We start from the raw sequence: 16011 nt of genomic DNA, 5'->3' as shown, positions 1-16011 counted from the left end.
GCGGGGGGCATCGCGGTGATCGCCTTTCGTGACTTCGGCCTGCGTCGCGGTCCACACGCCTTGCTCGAGCATGTGGAGCTGACCCTGCATGCCGGCTGGAAAGTCGGCGTGGTCGGTCGCAACGGCTGTGGCAAGTCCAGTCTGTTTGCGGCCATCCGCGGAGAGCTGGAGGCCGATACCGGCGAATTCGAGCTGGCATCCGGAACCCGCATGGCCTCGGTGGCCCAGGAAACGCCCGCTTTGCCGGATCCGGCCATCGACTACGTGCTCGGTGGCGATGTCGAACTGGCGGCCGCGCTGTCCGAGGAAGCACAGGCACAGACGCTGGGCGATCATGCCCGTGTGGCGGTCGCCCACCAGCGTATCGAGGCCCTGCACGGCTATGACGGGCGTGCACGGGCCGGGCGTCTTTTGCACGGCCTGGGCTTCAAGGCGGATACCCATCAGCAACCGGTCGCCTCGTTCTCCGGTGGCTGGCGGGTTCGCCTGAACCTGGCCCGCGCACTGATGGCACCGTCCGAGCTGCTGCTGCTGGATGAGCCCACCAATCACCTGGACCTGGACGCGGTGCTGTGGCTGGAAGACTGGCTGCGCCGCTATCCGGGCATGTTGCTGGTGATCTCCCACGACCGCGAATTTCTCGACGGTGTGGTCTCCCACGTGCTGCATCTGCATGACGCTGAAGCGAATCTCTACGTGGGCAACTACAGCGCTTTCGAACGCCAGCGGGCCGAAAAACTGCGCCAGCAACAGATCGCCCATCAAAAGGAGCAGGTCGAGCGCGAGCACCTGCAAGCCTTTGTCGACCGCTTCCGCGCCAAGGCCACCAAGGCGAAACAGGCACAGTCACGCCTCAAGCGCCTGGAAAAACTGGCCGGAACCGAAGCGGTCCGCGTGGAGCGTCCGTTCCACTTCCAATTTCCGACACCCGAGCGCCTGCCGCAGTCCATGATCGCTCTGGACGAGGTTGTCGCGGGATACGCCACGGCTTCCCCGCGACATGACCAGGTCGGACCGCAAGGCATTCTTCGCGATGTGACGCTGCGTCTGGAGTCCGGCGACCGTATCGGCCTGCTGGGCCCGAACGGCGCCGGCAAGTCGACCCTGGTCAAGACGCTGGTGGGCGATCTTGTGCCCCTATCGGGGCAACGTACACTGCACAAGGACCTGGTCATGGGTTATTTTGCCCAGCACACGGTTGAAAGCTTGCGTGCCGGGGACAGCCCCTACGAGCACCTTGCCGAACGCGCGCCGGAGGCCTCGGGCCAGGCATTGCGCGACTGGCTCGGTCGCTGGAACTTTGCCGGCGACCGGGCCTTCGAGCCGGTGGAAGGCTTCTCCGGCGGTGAGCGTGCGCGTCTGGCGCTTGCCTTGATCGCGTGGAGTCGACCGAACGTACTGCTGCTGGATGAGCCCACCAACCATCTTGATCTGGACATGCGCGAGGCCCTGGTCGATGCCCTGGAAGCCTATCCGGGTGCCATGATCCTGGTCTCGCATGATCGCCACTTGCTGGGGCTCGTTTGCGACCGGTTCTGGCGCGTGGCGGACGGTGCTGTGCAACCCTTCGACGGCGATCTGGACGACTACGCCCGCTGGCTGCGCAATCGCGGTGATGAATCTGCGGATACAGTCCGCACCGAAGCCGCTCCGCTATCGGCCAAGGATCGCCGTCGCGTCGCCGCACAACAGCGCGAACGCCTGCGTCCGCTGCACAAGCAGGTTCAGCAGATCGAAAATCGCATGCAGGCCATCGCCACGCGCCTGGTCGACATCGAGCAACGCATGGCCGATCAGGCCCTGTACGACGAGAAGCCCGACGAGGCCGCGGCGCTGGGCCGTGAGCAGGGCGAGTTACGCAGCGAACATGATCAGCTGGAGACCGAATGGCTGCAGATGCAGGAACAGATCGAGGCTGCAAAAGATGCCATGGCCTGACCGATCCCGCAGACCCTGCACGATCCGCAGGCAATCCGTAGCACTTTGCCGCATGAGCCTGTATTTGATGCGCATGGCATCCTACTGACCATGCTGCATGTCCTGTTGCCCGCTTTCGCGCGTTGTGGCCAGGATCCGGCCCTGCGTCCCTGGCTGATTCGTGGGGATCGCCTTGCCGACGCCGAGCGCGGCCATGTTGCCGCATTGACCGGGCTGTTCCAGGTGCCTGGCAATAGGCTTCCGGTGGCGGCGCTGCTGCGTGAGGCCAGCCACGGCGACGCGGGGGAGGTCCCATGGCTATGTGCGGATCCGGCATTTATCCAACCGGACATGACCGGGGCACGCATGCTTGCCTGTGGCACGCTGGGTCTCAGTGCCGCCGAGGCCGAGGCACTGGCCCGTCCCTTGCGTCCCTTGCTTGGCGACCGTGGTTTTCTGCTGGAGACCAGCCGGCCGGATCGCTGGCAGCTGCGTCTGCCGATGGATGTACGCTTGCCGCGACTTTCGCCACCCGAGGCCGTGCTGGGCGATGATCTGATCGCCCATTTGCCAGAGGGCGCCGACAGTGCCAACTGGCGCGCACTGTTCAACGATGTCCAGATTCTGCTGCACAACCATCCGGTCAACATCGAACGCCGGTCCCGAGGACAGGCCCCGGTGAATGGCCTCTGGTTCTGGGGCGGCGGACCCTTGCCACACAGGGTGACGGCCAGCGTGGCATGCATATATAGCCGCGACGCACTTGCTCAGGCGCTGGCACGACGGGCGGGCATTCAGACTGCCGAACCCATCGACTTCATGCCATCACCACACGACACGGTCCTGCTGGATCTGGAGTCCGAACCGGACCTGTCGGCCTGGTGGCCCAGACTTGCGCGCGCCCTCAGGCACCACAAGAGCATGCACCTGGCTTTCAGCAGTGGAGAACGTATCCTGTACCACTCCCGGCACCGCCTGCGACTATGGCGGAAGGTGACATGAGAACAGTCACGCTGCGCCAGCGACCGTTGCCGGATCTCGAGCTTGAGTGGCCCGCATCGATGCACCCCGCGCTATGCAGGATCTATCTGGCGCGCGGCATCCGGGACCCGGATCAGATCCAGCATGTGCTGGACCGTCTGGCACCTCCGCAGTTGCTCAGTGGCATGGATGGCGCTGCAGCATTGCTTGCCAGGGCCATCGCCGCGGATCAGCGCATCGTGATCGCCGGGGATTACGACTGCGACGGCGCCACCGGCATGGCCGTGGCCGTGCGTGGCCTGCGCATGCTCGGTGCAAAGCAGGTGGACTACGTCGTCCCCAACCGTTTCGAACACGGTTACGGACTCAGTCCGGCACTGGTGAGCACACTGCGGCAGTCTCCGGATGTACTGGTCACCGTGGACAACGGAATCGCCAGTCTTGCGGGTGTGGATGCGGCCCGCGCGCGCGGCATCAAGGTCGTGATCACCGATCATCACCTGCCGGGGCCTACGCTGCCCAATGCAGACGCCATCGTCAATCCGAACCTGGACGGAGACCCGTTCCCGAGCAAGTCGCTTGCCGGTGTCGGGGTGATGTTCTACCTGCTGGCTGCCGTGCGCAGCCGCCTGTGCGAGACCGGGCAGATGGATCAGGCACGCCAGCCCCGGCTGTCCGCCTTGCTGGATCTGGTCGCTCTCGGCACGGTCGCGGACATGGTGGCGCTGGACTACAACAATCGCGTGCTGGTCGAGCAAGGGCTCAAGCGCATCCGCAGCGGTCGCGCATGTGCCGGCATCGTGGCCCTGGCCGAGGCCAGCGGACGCAGCCTCGACACGCTCACCGCCTCGGACATGGGTTTTGCCCTGGGGCCACGCCTGAACGCGGCGGGCCGCCTCGAGGACATGACCCTGGGCGTTGAATGCCTGCTTACCGACGATTCGGCGCGCGCCCGCGAACTGGCCGAACGCTTGTCCTCGATCAACGCCGAGCGGCGGCATCTTCAGGCCAGCATGGTGGCCGAAGCCGAGCGCATGGTGGCAGGTGCGGATGTCCCCGACAGCCTGGGCGTAGTGCTGCACGACGCGGATTGGCATCCCGGCGTGATCGGTCTGGTGGCCTCGCGACTCAAGGACCGATTGCACCGTCCAGTGGTGGCTTTTGCGCCTTCCGAGGCCGGCAGTGACAGCCTGCGCGGCTCTGCGCGCTCCATCCACGGCTTTCACATCCGCGACGCGCTGGCCGAAGTCGATGCGAAGTATCCCGGGCTGATGGGGCCCTTTGGTGGACACGCCATGGCTGCGGGCCTGAGCCTTCCAAAGGCACAATTGCAGCGCTTTTCCACGGTCTTCGAAGCGGTGGTGCGCCAGCGCATGCAGCCGGAACTTCTGGAGTCGGTGCTATGGACTGATGGCGGACTCGAGGAAGGCCAACTGGATATCGCGCTGGCGCGAGTGCTGCGACTGGCCGGACCCTGGGGCCAGGCCTTTCCGGAACCGCTGTTCGACAACGTGTTCCAATGCCTGCAACGGCGTCCCATGGGCAGCAACCACCTGCGCCTGCGCCTGCGCGACCCACGCGACGGTGCCCATATCGACGCGGTCATGTTCAACGTCGACATGGACCTGCCGGAAATGCCGATGCTGCGTGCCGCCTACAGCCTCACCGTCAACGACTGGCAGGACAGGGAAACCGCCCGCCTGCTGCTTCGGCATATCGAGCCGGCTTGATCAACCGGCCTTGATGCGAACGGCTGCCCTGCATCGGGACGGGTGCAACCGTCGAGAGCGCACGACAAACGCAGCATTGGACGTTTCCACGTGATGACTGCTGTCCCGGACTGATTGCACCCCGGGCACTCCACTGCATCAGCAACGAGCCGAAGAACATCATCTTGGATCCAGACAAAACGGCACCGCAACGTTGCGGTGCCGTTTTGTTTCAGGAGCCCGCCGCTCGGTCAGAGCGCTTCGAAGATACCCGCTGCGCCCATGCCCGTGCCGATGCACATGGTGACCATGCCGTATTTCTGCTTGCGACGACGCAGGCCGTGCACCAGCGTGGCCACGCGCACGGCGCCGGTGGCGCCCAGCGGGTGACCCAGTGCGATCGCTCCACCCAGAGGATTGACCTTCTCCGGGTCCAGACCGAGGTCTTGCATGACGGCCAGAGACTGCGCGGCGAAGGCTTCGTTGAGCTCGATCCAGTCCATCTGGTCCTGGCTCAGGCCGGCGCCCTTCAGTGCGCGCGGTATGGCTTCCTTGGGACCGATGCCCATGACCTCCGGCGGTACACCGGCAACGTCGAAGTGCACGAAACGCGCCAGCGGCGTCAGGCCGTAGTCCTTGATTGCCTGCTCGCTGGCCAGGATCACCGCGCCTGCGCCGTCGGACATCTGCGAGGAGTTGCCGGCCGTCACCGTGCCGCCGAAGCGGTCATTGCGGAATACCGTACGCAGGCCGGCCAAAACCTCGGCCGTGGTACCTGCACGCGGGCCCTCGTCGGTATCAATCACGCGCTGATCCTCGTGCACGCTGCCGTTGGCGAGATCCGGGTAGCGATCGTCAAGAGGGAAGGGCGTGATCTCATCCTTGAAGTCGCCGGCTTCGATCGCGGCCAAGGCGCGGCGGTGGCTTTCCACCGCAAAGGCATCCTGCTGCTCGCGGGTCACTTTCCATTTTTCGGCAACCTTCTCGGCAGTGATGCCCATGCCGTAGGCGATGGCCACGTTTTCGTCGTTGAAGATGGCCGGATTCATCTGCACCTTGTGACCCATCATCGGCACCATCGACATGGATTCGGTGCCGCCGGCGATCATCAGGTCGGCTTCGCCCAGGCGGATGCGGTCGGCGGCCAGCGCCACTGCCTGCACGCCGGACGAACAGAAGCGGTTGATGGTCATGCCCGGCACGCTGTCCGGTAGGCCGGCAAGCAACGCGCCGATGCGCGCCACGTTCATGCCCTGCTCGGCCTCGGGCATGGCACAGCCGATGATCACATCGCTGATGCGGGTCGGATCAATGCCGGCACACTGCTCCATGGCGGCGCGAATGACGTGCGCCAGCATGTCGTCGGGACGAGTGTTGCGGAATACGCCGCGCGGCGCCTTGCCCACCGGGGTGCGGGTGGTGGCGACGATGTAGGCGTCCTGGATCTGTTTTGACATGGAAGTTCTCCTGGAATGAGGGAAGGACGAAACAGTTGGTTGAGTCCGCGCCCTCAGTTCCTCAGCGGCTTGCCGGTCTTCATGGTGTGCTCGATGCGTGCCTGGGTCTTGTCCATCTGCGCCAGCGCCACGAAGTGCTTGCGTTCCAGTTCCAGCAGCCAGGCCTCGTCGACCTCGCTGCCGCGCTCGATCTGACCGCCGCACAAGGTGTCGGCGATGCGGCTGGCGATCTCGAAATCGTGCGACGAGATGAAGTAGCCCTCCAGCATGTTGACCAGTTGGGCCTTGAAGGTGGCCGTGCCGGTGTCGCCGGCGACCTTGATGCGACGTGCGGGCAGGGGCGGGCGGTAGCCCGACTCGGCCAGCGCGTGCGCTTCGTTCATCGCCACATACAAAAGCTCGTGGTTGTTGAAGACCACCACGTCCGATGCGCGCAGCAGGCCGAACTGTTTCGCCTCGAGCGCGGAGCCGGCCACCTTGGCCATGGCCACCGTCTCGAAGTAGCGTTTGACGTTGTCGAAGGCGTCGCCAACCGCGGCCGTACCGCTGCGGGTGGCGATCTCCTTCAGGCCGCCACCGGCCGGCAGCAGGCCGACACCGGCCTCGACCAGGCCGATGTAGCTTTCCAGCGCCGCCACGGTCCGCGCCGAATGCATCTGGAACTCGCAGCCACCGCCCAGGCACAGCCCGCGCACGGCCGCGACCACCGGCACCATCGAGTACTTGATGGCCATGCTGGTGGCCTGGAAATTGGCCACCATGGCCTCGAACTCGGCCAGCTTGCCCTGCTGAATCAGGCCCAGCGCTCCCTTGAGGTCGGCCCCAGCGGAGAATTGCTCGCCGGTTTGCCAGATCACCACGCCACGAAGCCTGGCCTCGGCCTCTTTCAACGCCTGCTGGATGCCGTCGAGTACCGCGTCGTTGACCGTGTTCATCTTGGTCTTGAACGAGAGCACGCCGATGTCACCGCCCAGCGTCCATAGCCGCACGCCCTCGTTTTCCCACACAGTGGTACCGTGATCCTGCTTTTCGCCCAGAATCGGGTCGGGGAAGATCTGGCGCGCGTAGACGGGGTGTTGAGAGCGCGGCAGGTCCTTGCCCTGGGCGGGGGCGAACGAGCCGTCCGCATGGTGCACGCCGCGGCGACCGTCGGTCACCCACGCCGGCAGCGGCGCGTCGCTCATGGCCTTGCCGGCCTTGATGTCGTCCGCAATCCACTGCGCGACCTGTTGCCAACCCGCGGACTGCCAGGTCTCGAACGGGCCCAGCTTCCAGCCGTAGCCCCAACGAATGGCGAAGTCGACGTCACGAGCCGTCTCGGCGATATCAGCCAGATGGTAGGCACTGTAATGGAACAGGTCCCTGAAGCAGGCCCACAGGAACTTCGCCTGCGGATCCTCGCTCTCGCGCAGTTTGCCGAACTTTTCGGAGGGATCCCTGAGCTTGAGGATCTCGGCGACCTCGCCGGAGGCTTTCTGTTCCGAAACGCGGTACTGCTGCGCCTCGAGGTCCAGCACCTCGATCGCCTTGCCGTTCTTGCGGTAGAAGCCCGCACCGCTCTTCTGGCCCAGCGCACCCTTTTCGATCAGGGCGACCAGCCAATCGGGAGCCTTGAAGTAGCGGTGCCACGGGTCATCGGGAAGGGTGTCGGCCATGGTCTGGATGACATGCGCCATGGTGTCCAGACCAACCACGTCCGCGGTGCGGTAGGTTGCACTCTTGGGCCGGCCGATGGCCGGGCCGGTGAGGGCGTCGGCGGCATCGAAGCCGAGTCCGCATGCCGTGGTGTGGTGCATCGCCGCGAGCATCGAGAACACACCGATGCGGTTGCCAATGAAGTTGGGCGTATCGCGTGCATAGACCACTCCCTTGCCCAGGGTACTGGTGAGAAAGGCTTCCAGGCCTTCCAGTATTCCGGAATCGGTGGCCTTGTTGGGGATCAGCTCGACCAGGTGCATGTAGCGCGGCGGGTTGAAGAAGTGCACGCCGCAAAAACGGTGGCGCAGGTTCTCCGGCAAGGCATCGGCAAGGGTGTTGATCGACAGGCCCGAGGTGTTGGAGGCGATGACGGCATGATCGGGAAGGTCCTTGGCCACCTTGCGGTACAGGTCCAGCTTCCAGTCCATGCGCTCGGCGATGGCCTCGATGACCAGGTCGCAGTCAGCCAGCTGGTCGAGGTGCTCCTCGTAGTCGGCTGGGAGGATGGCCCCAGCCAGGGACGGCTCGCCCAACGGCGCGGGCTTGAGTTTCCCCAGTTGCTTGATGGCTTTCACGGCAATGCTGTTTTTGGGTCCCTGCTTTGCGGGCAGGTCGAACAGTACGGTCTCGACGCCTGCATTGGTCAGGTGCGCGGCGATCTGCGCGCCCATGACGCCAGCGCCGAGCACCGCGGCCTTGCGGATGCGTAGCGGTTTGTTGGTCATGCCAATCTCCAATCAAAAGTGATGTGCACGCATCGCAGACCGGGGCCGCCATGCGCGGGATGGTGTCTTGTTTCAGGCGCGCAGGCCGGCAGCTGCGAATCGGATCAGATGATCCACCGCCTGTTCACGATGCTGGTTCTCGGTGACGCCTTCGCGACGCTGGATGATGCCGAAATCGGCCATCGCGTAGGTCAGGGCACCGGACACGATGTCAATGCGCCAGTACAGCTCTTCCTTGCCAAGGTCCGGAAGCAGATCGGCGAGTACATGGGCAAACTGCCGGATGACGTGACCGTAGTTTTCCGACAGAAATCGACGTAAACGATCGTTGTGCTCGGCATAGGCGCGTGCCAGCACCCGCACAAAGGCCCCTCCGGCATCGCTTTCGTGGGTCAGCTCAAGGGCAGGGCGAATGAACGCCGCGAGTACGTCCTCCAGCGATGCGTGTGCATCCAGTTCTTGCAATGCCTTCAGTCGGCGGTCATTCAACTGGTCCAGTCGTCTGCGGAACACTTCCTCGATCAGCTTGTCTTTGGATCCGAAGTGATAGTTCACCGCGGCCAGGTTGACGTTGGCGGCGGAAGTCACCTGACGCAGGGACGCGCCTGCAAATCCATGACGGGCAAACAAGGTTTCGGCAGCCTCAAGGATGCGCAGCTTGGTTGAAAACTGGGTTGAAGGCACGTTGGGATGCTCAGGTTGAGGACGCACGCGTCTCAAACGACCGTTTGAATCATAGGCTGCCGATGGTCGAAGGTCAAACCTGTGATCCGGGCCTTGAAAGGTCGCTCATAAACAGGCTGGGGCTTGCGATTGGGCTGGATTCTGTCAAGCTTGGACAATGCCATATCCCGCAGTATTTACCGGGGTGGCTTGGACCGGACGGGCTCGCGGAGAGTCCGTCCGAGGATATGTTTTTTCGTTCACCCAGACACCCGGAGCAAAACAGTATGGCGCTGGAGCGCACTCTCTCGATTATCAAACCCGACGCGGTCGCCAAGAACGTGATCGGCCAGATCTACAGCCGCTTCGAGCAGGCCGGACTGAAAATTGTAGCCGCGAGGATGAAGCACCTCTCGCGCAGCGAGGCCGAAGGTTTTTATGCGGTGCATCGCGAACGCCCGTTCTACGGCGCGCTGGTGGAGTTCATGATCTCGGGCCCGGTGATGGTCCAGGTGCTGGAAGGCGACAACGCAATCGCCCTCAACCGGGAACTGATGGGAGCGACCAATCCAAAGGAAGCCGCCGCAGGAACGATCCGCGCCGACTTCGCCGACAGTATCGATGCCAATGCCGTGCACGGATCGGATGCTTCCGAAACCGCACGCAATGAAATTGCCTACTTCTTTTCCCAAACGGAGTTGTGCCCACGCTGAGGCACCGGAAACAAAGTCGTGAATGACACGGTAAAGACCAACCTGCTTGATTTTGATCGCGACGGGCTGCGTGAATTTTTTTCGCGTCTGGGTGAAAATCCCTATCGCGCCGATCAAGTCATGAAGTGGATCTACCACCGCCTCGAAAACGACTTCGAACGCATGACGGACCTGGGCAAGTCACTTCGCGCAAAGCTTGACGAGGTCTGTTATGTCGGTCCGCCGAATACGCTGGTCGAGAAGGGTTCGACCGACGGCACGCACAAGTGGCTTCTGGGCATGAACGGCGGAAACGCGATCGAGACCGTCTATATCCCCGAGCCCACCCGCGGCACGCTGTGCGTGTCCTCGCAGGTCGGTTGCGGCCTCAACTGCACGTTCTGCTCGACCGCCACGCAAGGCTTCAATCGCAACCTGTCGACCGCCGAGATCATCGGCCAGGTCTGGGTTGCGGCGAAGTATCTGGGCAACGTTCCGCACCAGCAGCGCCGCATCTCCAATGTGGTGATGATGGGCATGGGCGAACCACTGATGAACTTCGACAACGTCGTCGCGGCGATGAACCTGATGCGCGACGATCTCGGCTTCGGTCTGGCCAGCAAGCGCGTGACGCTTTCCACATCCGGTCTGGTGCCGCAGATCGACAAGTTGTCCGAAGTGGCCGACGTCTCCCTGGCCGTTTCACTGCATGCTGCGACCGACGAGCTTCGCACGACCCTGGTGCCGCTCAACAAGCGCTATCCGATCAAGCAACTGCTGGAGGCATGCCGGCGCTACGTGCGCGATCGTCCAAGAGCCACGATCACCTTTGAATATACCCTCATGAAGGGCATCAATGACCAGCCCGAACAGGCAAGGCGCCTGGTCAAGCTGATGCGCACGCTGCCGAGCAAGGTCAACCTGATTCCGTTCAACCCCTTTCCGGGCACGCAATACGAACGTTCAGACCCGGAGACCATCGCCCGCTTCAAGCAGATCCTCAACGAAGGCGGTGTTCTTGCCATGGTTCGGCGCACGCGTGGCGATGACATCGACGCCGCATGCGGGCAACTCAAGGGGCAGGTGCTTGACCGAACACGGCGATCGGCAGAGTTTCGCAAACGAGTCGAGGAGGCTACCCATGCGGCCTGAACGTTGGCTTCTCGCAGCGATGTTGCTGCTTGCACTTGCTGGATGCGTCACCAGTGGTGGGAATGGGCTCGCCCCGGAAAAGGTCAATGGCAAGAACGCTGCTCGCATCCACACCGAACTTGGCCAGCGATACCTTGAGCGGGGACAGCTCAAGCTTGCCCTCGAAAAGTTGCAGTTGGCGCTGAATTTCGATGACAACTACGCTCCGGCGCACACCGTGATCGCCGCCGTCTACGCCCGTATCGGCGAATACGACAAGGCGGAGGTCCATTATCGACGCGCGGAGCAACTGGATCCCAAAAGTGGCGACACCAACAACAATTTGGGCGTGTTTTTGTGCAGAATCGGAAAGGTCGATCAGGCCTTGCCCTATTTTTCCAAGGCCACCAAAGACCCGTTCTATGACACCAAGGATATTGCCTGGAGCAACGCTGGCCGATGTGTATTGAAGAAAGATGATTATGCGGCTGCGGAAAAGGACTACCGGAAAGCTCTTGCCATCAATCCGAAAAATGCGGATGCTTTGAACCAGATGGCCATGGTTCTGTTGCATGAAGGCAAGGCGTTTCAGGCGCGTGCCTATATCCAGCGTTTTGATGCCCTCGGGCATCCCAACCCGGCGGCCCTGCTGCTGGGCTACAAGATCGAGACACGTCTGGGCAACTCGGAAGGGGCCCAGAACTATGCCAAGCGACTGCTGGCCAAATTCCCGGATTCGGATCAGGCGCAGTCCATCGACACCAAACCACAATCATGAATCATGATGAGTCCAGGCAAAATGCGGCGGGTACGCATCAAGAAGCGATTCATGCTCCCTTCGAGCATTTCAGCAATGCCCATACGCATGAGCCGCTGGTAGTCCAAGCTCCGTTGACCGCCTCGGACAAGCAGCAGTTGGAGACCTTCGGGACACTGCTGCGCAAAGCCCGCGACGAACAAGGACTGGACATCCAGTCGTGCGGCCAGACACTCCACCTGCCGACGAGGCTGCTGAAAAGACTGGAGGAGGACAGTTACGAGGGTATCGACTACTCGATCTACCTTCGCAGTTATCTGGACAAATACGCCAGTTACCTGGGGATCGAGGAAACGACGATTCGAGGTCATCTGCAAAATCTGCAGATGCGTCAACCGGTACTTGTCACGACACAGAATCAGCCCTGGTGGCAGCGCACGCTCGCTCGTTATTCCAGCGCGTTGACCTATCTCGTACTCACGGGCGTCATTGTTGTTCCCTTGATCTGGTTGGGGCTGAACGGTGTACTGAAGCGCGATGTCGCCAATCTCACGCCTCTCGATGCGGCGCCCGTTGGGGCCGATTCTGCTGCATTGAACAGCGGCGGACTGTCTTTCGAGGCAGGCAGTACCGCGTCCAAACCCAAGCCACCCAAGGCCGAAAAGCCTTTGATGGCCTCGATGGCCCCTTTCAGCGCGATGGAACAGTCCGGCATCAGCCCCCCCTCTGTAAAGCCCGCCAAGCAGATTCCCGCGCCACACACGGGCAACAGTAACCAGATGACGCTTGATCTCAGCGATGCAAGCTGGGTCGAAATCGTCGACAACACGGGCAACCGGCTTGAATACGCACTCCTTCCCGCCGGAACACACAAATCCTTCACCAGCAGCAGCCCCCTGAACGTACGCATCGGCAATGCCGACGGCGCGCACATCGTGCTGGATGGAAAGCCACTGGAACTGGGACCGTACAAGCACGGGAATATTGCACATTTCAGTATCGCCATGGACGGCAAGATCTTGCCTTTCAAAGGCTGAACGGCATCCGTGTCCCCGCCGCGGGGCAGCTTGAAATCATCGTATCCAGGTTTCCACGCAGTGCCTTTCCATGAGGCAACCGCTGCTTGTGGATCCCGCTGCATGAACGTCACACCGGTATCGCAACCTGCGCGCATCGGTTATTCTTTCAGAGTTTCGCCGCAGCAGCGGCCGGCAAGACTCAACCCGTCGACATTCCGGAACCCCTGACGCACGTCCGCGTCATCCCGGGATGTGGCTTGAACAGGTGAACGCATGGCTTTCGACGCATACGACGATTACGAACAGAGCGAACGTCTGCAGCAATGGCTGCGTGAAAACGGCATATCCATCGTGGTGGGCATTGTGCTCGGTCTGGTGCTCATTTTCGGGTATCGGCAATGGCGCGCGCACCAGGTCAAAAGCCGTGCCGACGCGGCGGCTCAATTCAACGCATTGACCAATGCCTACGCTTCCGGCAAGGCCTCCCAGGCCGACGGCATGGTCGAGGTGTTGCTCAAGGCGCATCCGGACTCTGCCTATGCGGTCTTTGCCGCCTCGGAGCGCGCGGCCGATGATGCGCAAAACGGCAAACTTGAGGCGGCCGAGTCTTCGCTGAAGTGGGCTCAAGCCCATGCGGATGGCGAACATGGTGCACTGAAGTCGCTGGTATCCATGCGTCTGGCCCGTGTCGAGCTGGCCCGCGGGGAATCCAAACAGGCACTGGCAGTTCTCTCCGCTATCCCTGCAGGGGACTATGACGCCCTGCGTGGGGAACTGCGCGGCGATGTACTGGTCAAGCTTGGACGCAATGCTGAAGCCCGCAAGGCCTATCAGGCCGCGCTGGATGCATTTGGCAAGGATGCGCCGCAATACAACAGCGTGCGCATGAAACTCGAAAATCTGGCTCCGGCCAGGAAGCAGGGCGCATGAAACGAATTCTCCTGACCGCCGCCGTCACACTTTTCGCACTGGCTGCCTGTCATTCGAACAAAGACAGCAATATCCAGCCACCCAAGGCATTGACCGACATCACACCCACGGTGTCTGTCCACAAGGTCTGGGAAACACAGGTTGGCAACGGTGCCTCGAATTCCGGTGTGCGCATGCGCCCGGCCTATGCGGATGGCGTGTTGTATGCAGCCGGCACCGATGGTGTCATCGAGGCGCTGGACGCGACCACCGGAAAGACGCTTTGGCGCAAGAAAAGTGAGGGGCGCGGCTGGTTTGGCTGGGGCAAGGACAAGCATCCCAAGGATACCCAGTACTCCGGAGGACCCGGCGTAGGCAAAGGCACAGTCGCCATCGGTACGCTGGACGGCCATGTCTATGGCCTTGACGCCAAGACCGGCAAGCAACGCTGGAAGACCACAGTCTCTGCCGAGGTCATTACCCCGCCCGTCGTGCTTTCCGACATCACTGTAGTTCGTACCAACGATGGCAACATCTATGGTCTGGACACGGCTACAGGAAAGCAGAAGTGGCTTTACGACCAGGACAGCGTCCCGGCGCTGAGCCTGCGTGGAAATGGTCCTATGCTTGTGGCGCGTGGCGTGGTCTTTTTCGGGACCGATGACGGCAAGCTCGTGGCCATCCGTCTGGACAATGGTGAAAAGCTATGGGACCTCCCGCTGGCCACCGGCGAAGGCCGCACCGACATCCAGCGACTGGATGATGCCGACATGTCCATCCTGTTGGATGGAACCACGCTCTATGCATCGGCCTACCATGGCGAACTGACGGCCGTGAACGGTCCCAGTGGCCGGCCCGGATGGCACCGACCCTTTTCCACCTATACTTCGCTTGATATCGGTGGCAACACGCTGGTGGGTGTGGATGACAAGTCGAATGTCTGGGCGTTCGACAAGAACAGCGGCAGCGACCTGTGGAAACAGAATGCGCTGGAATGGCGCTGGTTGAGCGCACCGGCCGTGCAGAACAGATACGTGGTTGTTGGTGATCTGAAGGGCTATGTGCACTGGCTGAATATTTCCAATGGCAAGATTGCAGCACGTGAGCGCCTCTCGCATGAAGCCATTCGCAGCCAGCCACTTGTCGTCGGCTCCATGGTCTATGTCGAGGATGTCGACGGCGATATCGCCGCCTACCGCCTGGGTTCGGCCAAGCCCTGAACCCGTGCGCGCGGTGCTTGGCATCGCGCAGGTGACGACGACATCATTTCGAGGAATTGCATAATCATGCTCCCCGTCGTCGCACTGGTCGGACGCCCCAATGTGGGAAAGTCGACCCTGTTCAACGTCCTCACGCGAAGTCGTGACGCCCTTGTGGTCGATCTTCCGGGCGTAACCCGGGATCGTCATTACGGCGTGTGCCGGCTGGGTCCTGTCCCGTTTGTCCTCGTCGATACCGGTGGCTTGTCCGGGGTCGAGGACGGCCTCGATGCCCTGACCGCGCGTCAGGTGCGCATGGCCATCGAAGAGGCGGATGTCGTCGTGTTCCTGGTCGATGCCCGGGATGGACTGCAGGCACAGGATCACGCGATCCACGGTGAGCTGCGCCGGACCGGAAAACCCATGTTGCTTGCGGTCAACAAGACGGACGGCCTGGACGAGCATGTGGCACTGGCGGATTTCGCCGCGCTGGGTTTTGCCGAAATACTACCTCTTGCAGCTGCGCACAGCCGGGGTACCGATACCCTGATGGACGCACTCCGGGCCTTTTTGCCCGAGCGGCTGGACGAAGTCGAGGATATCGAAGACGCCGGCACCCGCGTTGCCATTCTGGGTCGCCCGAACGCCGGCAAGTCCACTCTGGTCAATCGACTCCTGGGGGAGGAGCGTGTCATCGTTTCCGAGCAGGCGGGCACCACGCGTGATGCGATCAAGGTCAAACTGGAGCGGGATGGTCGCCCCTATACACTGATCGACACGGCCGGCATGCGCCGCCGTGCCCGGGTTGAGGAAGCGGTCGAGAAATTCAGCGTGATCAAGACCCTGCAGGCCATTGCTGCCGCGCAGGTCTGCGTGGTCATGATTGACGCACGCGAAAATCTGGCCGAACAGGACCTGACGCTGATCAGCCACGTGCTGGACGAGGGCAGGGCGCTGGTCATCGCGGTCAATAAATGGGACGACATGGAGATGTACGACCGGGAACAGTGCCAGCGTGCCCTGGATCGACGTCTGGAGTTTGTGTCCTGGGCGCGGCGCGTGTTCATCTCGGCCAAGCATGGCTCGGGGCTGCGCGAGCTGATGCGCGCCGTGGATCGCGCCCATGCATCGGCCAATGTCGCAATGACATCCTC

Annotated in this window: 13 protein-coding genes; 10 read left to right on the top strand and 3 right to left on the bottom strand. The window is 62.3% G+C overall.

Going from position 1 to position 16011, the window contains the following annotated elements; genetic code table 11:
- Positions 1-15: 15 nt before the first annotated feature.
- The 3 genes from PF446_RS09785 (at position 16) to recJ (ending at position 4628) form a co-directional block, all read left to right on the top strand.
- Complete coding sequence (locus PF446_RS09785; RefSeq protein WP_298071241.1) at positions 16-1938, top strand: ATP-binding cassette domain-containing protein; 1923 nt, start codon at positions 16-18, stop codon at positions 1936-1938.
- A 90-nt stretch (positions 1939-2028) separates the two neighbouring features.
- Positions 2029-2919, top strand: coding sequence for a phosphoglycerate mutase (locus PF446_RS09780; protein ID WP_298071240.1), 891 nt, complete (start codon positions 2029-2031; stop codon positions 2917-2919).
- Positions 2916-4628 carry a single-stranded-DNA-specific exonuclease RecJ gene (gene recJ / locus PF446_RS09775; RefSeq protein ID WP_298071239.1) on the top strand — a complete coding sequence of 571 codons (1713 nt, stop codon included), beginning with the start codon at positions 2916-2918 and terminating at the stop codon, positions 4626-4628. Before PF446_RS09780 ends, recJ begins: the two co-directional genes overlap by 4 nt.
- 230 nt (positions 4629-4858) lie before the next feature.
- Here the strand turns inward: recJ and PF446_RS09770 are convergent, their stop codons facing one another.
- The 3 genes from PF446_RS09770 to PF446_RS09760 form a co-directional block, all read right to left on the bottom strand.
- Positions 4859-6064, bottom strand: a complete 1206-nt coding sequence (locus tag PF446_RS09770; protein WP_298071238.1) for an acetyl-CoA C-acyltransferase — start codon at positions 6062-6064, stop codon at positions 4859-4861.
- Between the two features lie 53 nt (positions 6065-6117).
- Complete coding sequence (locus PF446_RS09765; RefSeq protein ID WP_298071237.1) at positions 6118-8487, bottom strand: 3-hydroxyacyl-CoA dehydrogenase/enoyl-CoA hydratase family protein; 2370 nt, start codon at positions 8485-8487, stop codon at positions 6118-6120.
- A gap of 72 nt (positions 8488-8559) precedes the next feature.
- On the bottom strand, positions 8560-9171 hold the full coding sequence (locus PF446_RS09760; RefSeq protein ID WP_298071236.1) for a TetR/AcrR family transcriptional regulator: 612 nt from the start codon (positions 9169-9171) through the stop codon (positions 8560-8562).
- A 266-nt stretch (positions 9172-9437) separates the two neighbouring features.
- Here PF446_RS09760 and ndk point away from each other — a divergent pair, with 266 nt between their 5' ends.
- The 7 genes from ndk to der all read left to right on the top strand — a co-directional run.
- Positions 9438-9863 carry a nucleoside-diphosphate kinase gene (ndk, locus tag PF446_RS09755; protein ID WP_298071254.1) on the top strand — a complete coding sequence of 142 codons (426 nt, stop codon included), beginning with the start codon at positions 9438-9440 and terminating at the stop codon, positions 9861-9863.
- An 18-nt stretch (positions 9864-9881) separates the two neighbouring features.
- The gene (gene rlmN, locus PF446_RS09750; protein ID WP_298071235.1) at positions 9882-10994 is read left to right on the top strand and encodes a 23S rRNA (adenine(2503)-C(2))-methyltransferase RlmN; all 1113 of its coding nucleotides are present in this window, start codon (positions 9882-9884) and stop codon (positions 10992-10994) included.
- Entirely contained in the window at positions 10930-11751 is an 822-nt protein-coding gene (pilW, locus tag PF446_RS09745; protein ID WP_298071234.1) for a type IV pilus biogenesis/stability protein PilW, read from the top strand. The genes rlmN and pilW overlap by 65 nt, the downstream gene beginning before the upstream one ends.
- The gene (locus PF446_RS09740; RefSeq protein WP_298071233.1) at positions 11748-12767 is read left to right on the top strand and encodes a helix-turn-helix domain-containing protein; all 1020 of its coding nucleotides are present in this window, start codon (positions 11748-11750) and stop codon (positions 12765-12767) included. The genes pilW and PF446_RS09740 overlap by 4 nt, the downstream gene beginning before the upstream one ends.
- Before the next feature lie 255 nt (positions 12768-13022).
- Positions 13023-13679, top strand: coding sequence for a tetratricopeptide repeat protein (locus PF446_RS09735; protein ID WP_298071232.1), 657 nt, complete (start codon positions 13023-13025; stop codon positions 13677-13679).
- Complete coding sequence (bamB, locus tag PF446_RS09730; RefSeq protein WP_298071231.1) at positions 13676-14878, top strand: outer membrane protein assembly factor BamB; 1203 nt, start codon at positions 13676-13678, stop codon at positions 14876-14878. The genes PF446_RS09735 and bamB overlap by 4 nt, the downstream gene beginning before the upstream one ends.
- A 66-nt stretch (positions 14879-14944) precedes the next feature.
- Positions 14945-16011, top strand: a 1067-nt coding sequence (der, locus tag PF446_RS09725) for a ribosome biogenesis GTPase Der (RefSeq protein WP_298071230.1), incomplete at its 3' end; no start/stop codon positions are given.

Source organism: Oleiagrimonas sp., from assembly GCF_027858935.1.
Lineage (GTDB): Bacteria > Pseudomonadota > Gammaproteobacteria > Xanthomonadales > Rhodanobacteraceae > Oleiagrimonas.
This window is presented reverse-complemented; position numbering and strand designations above follow the sequence as displayed.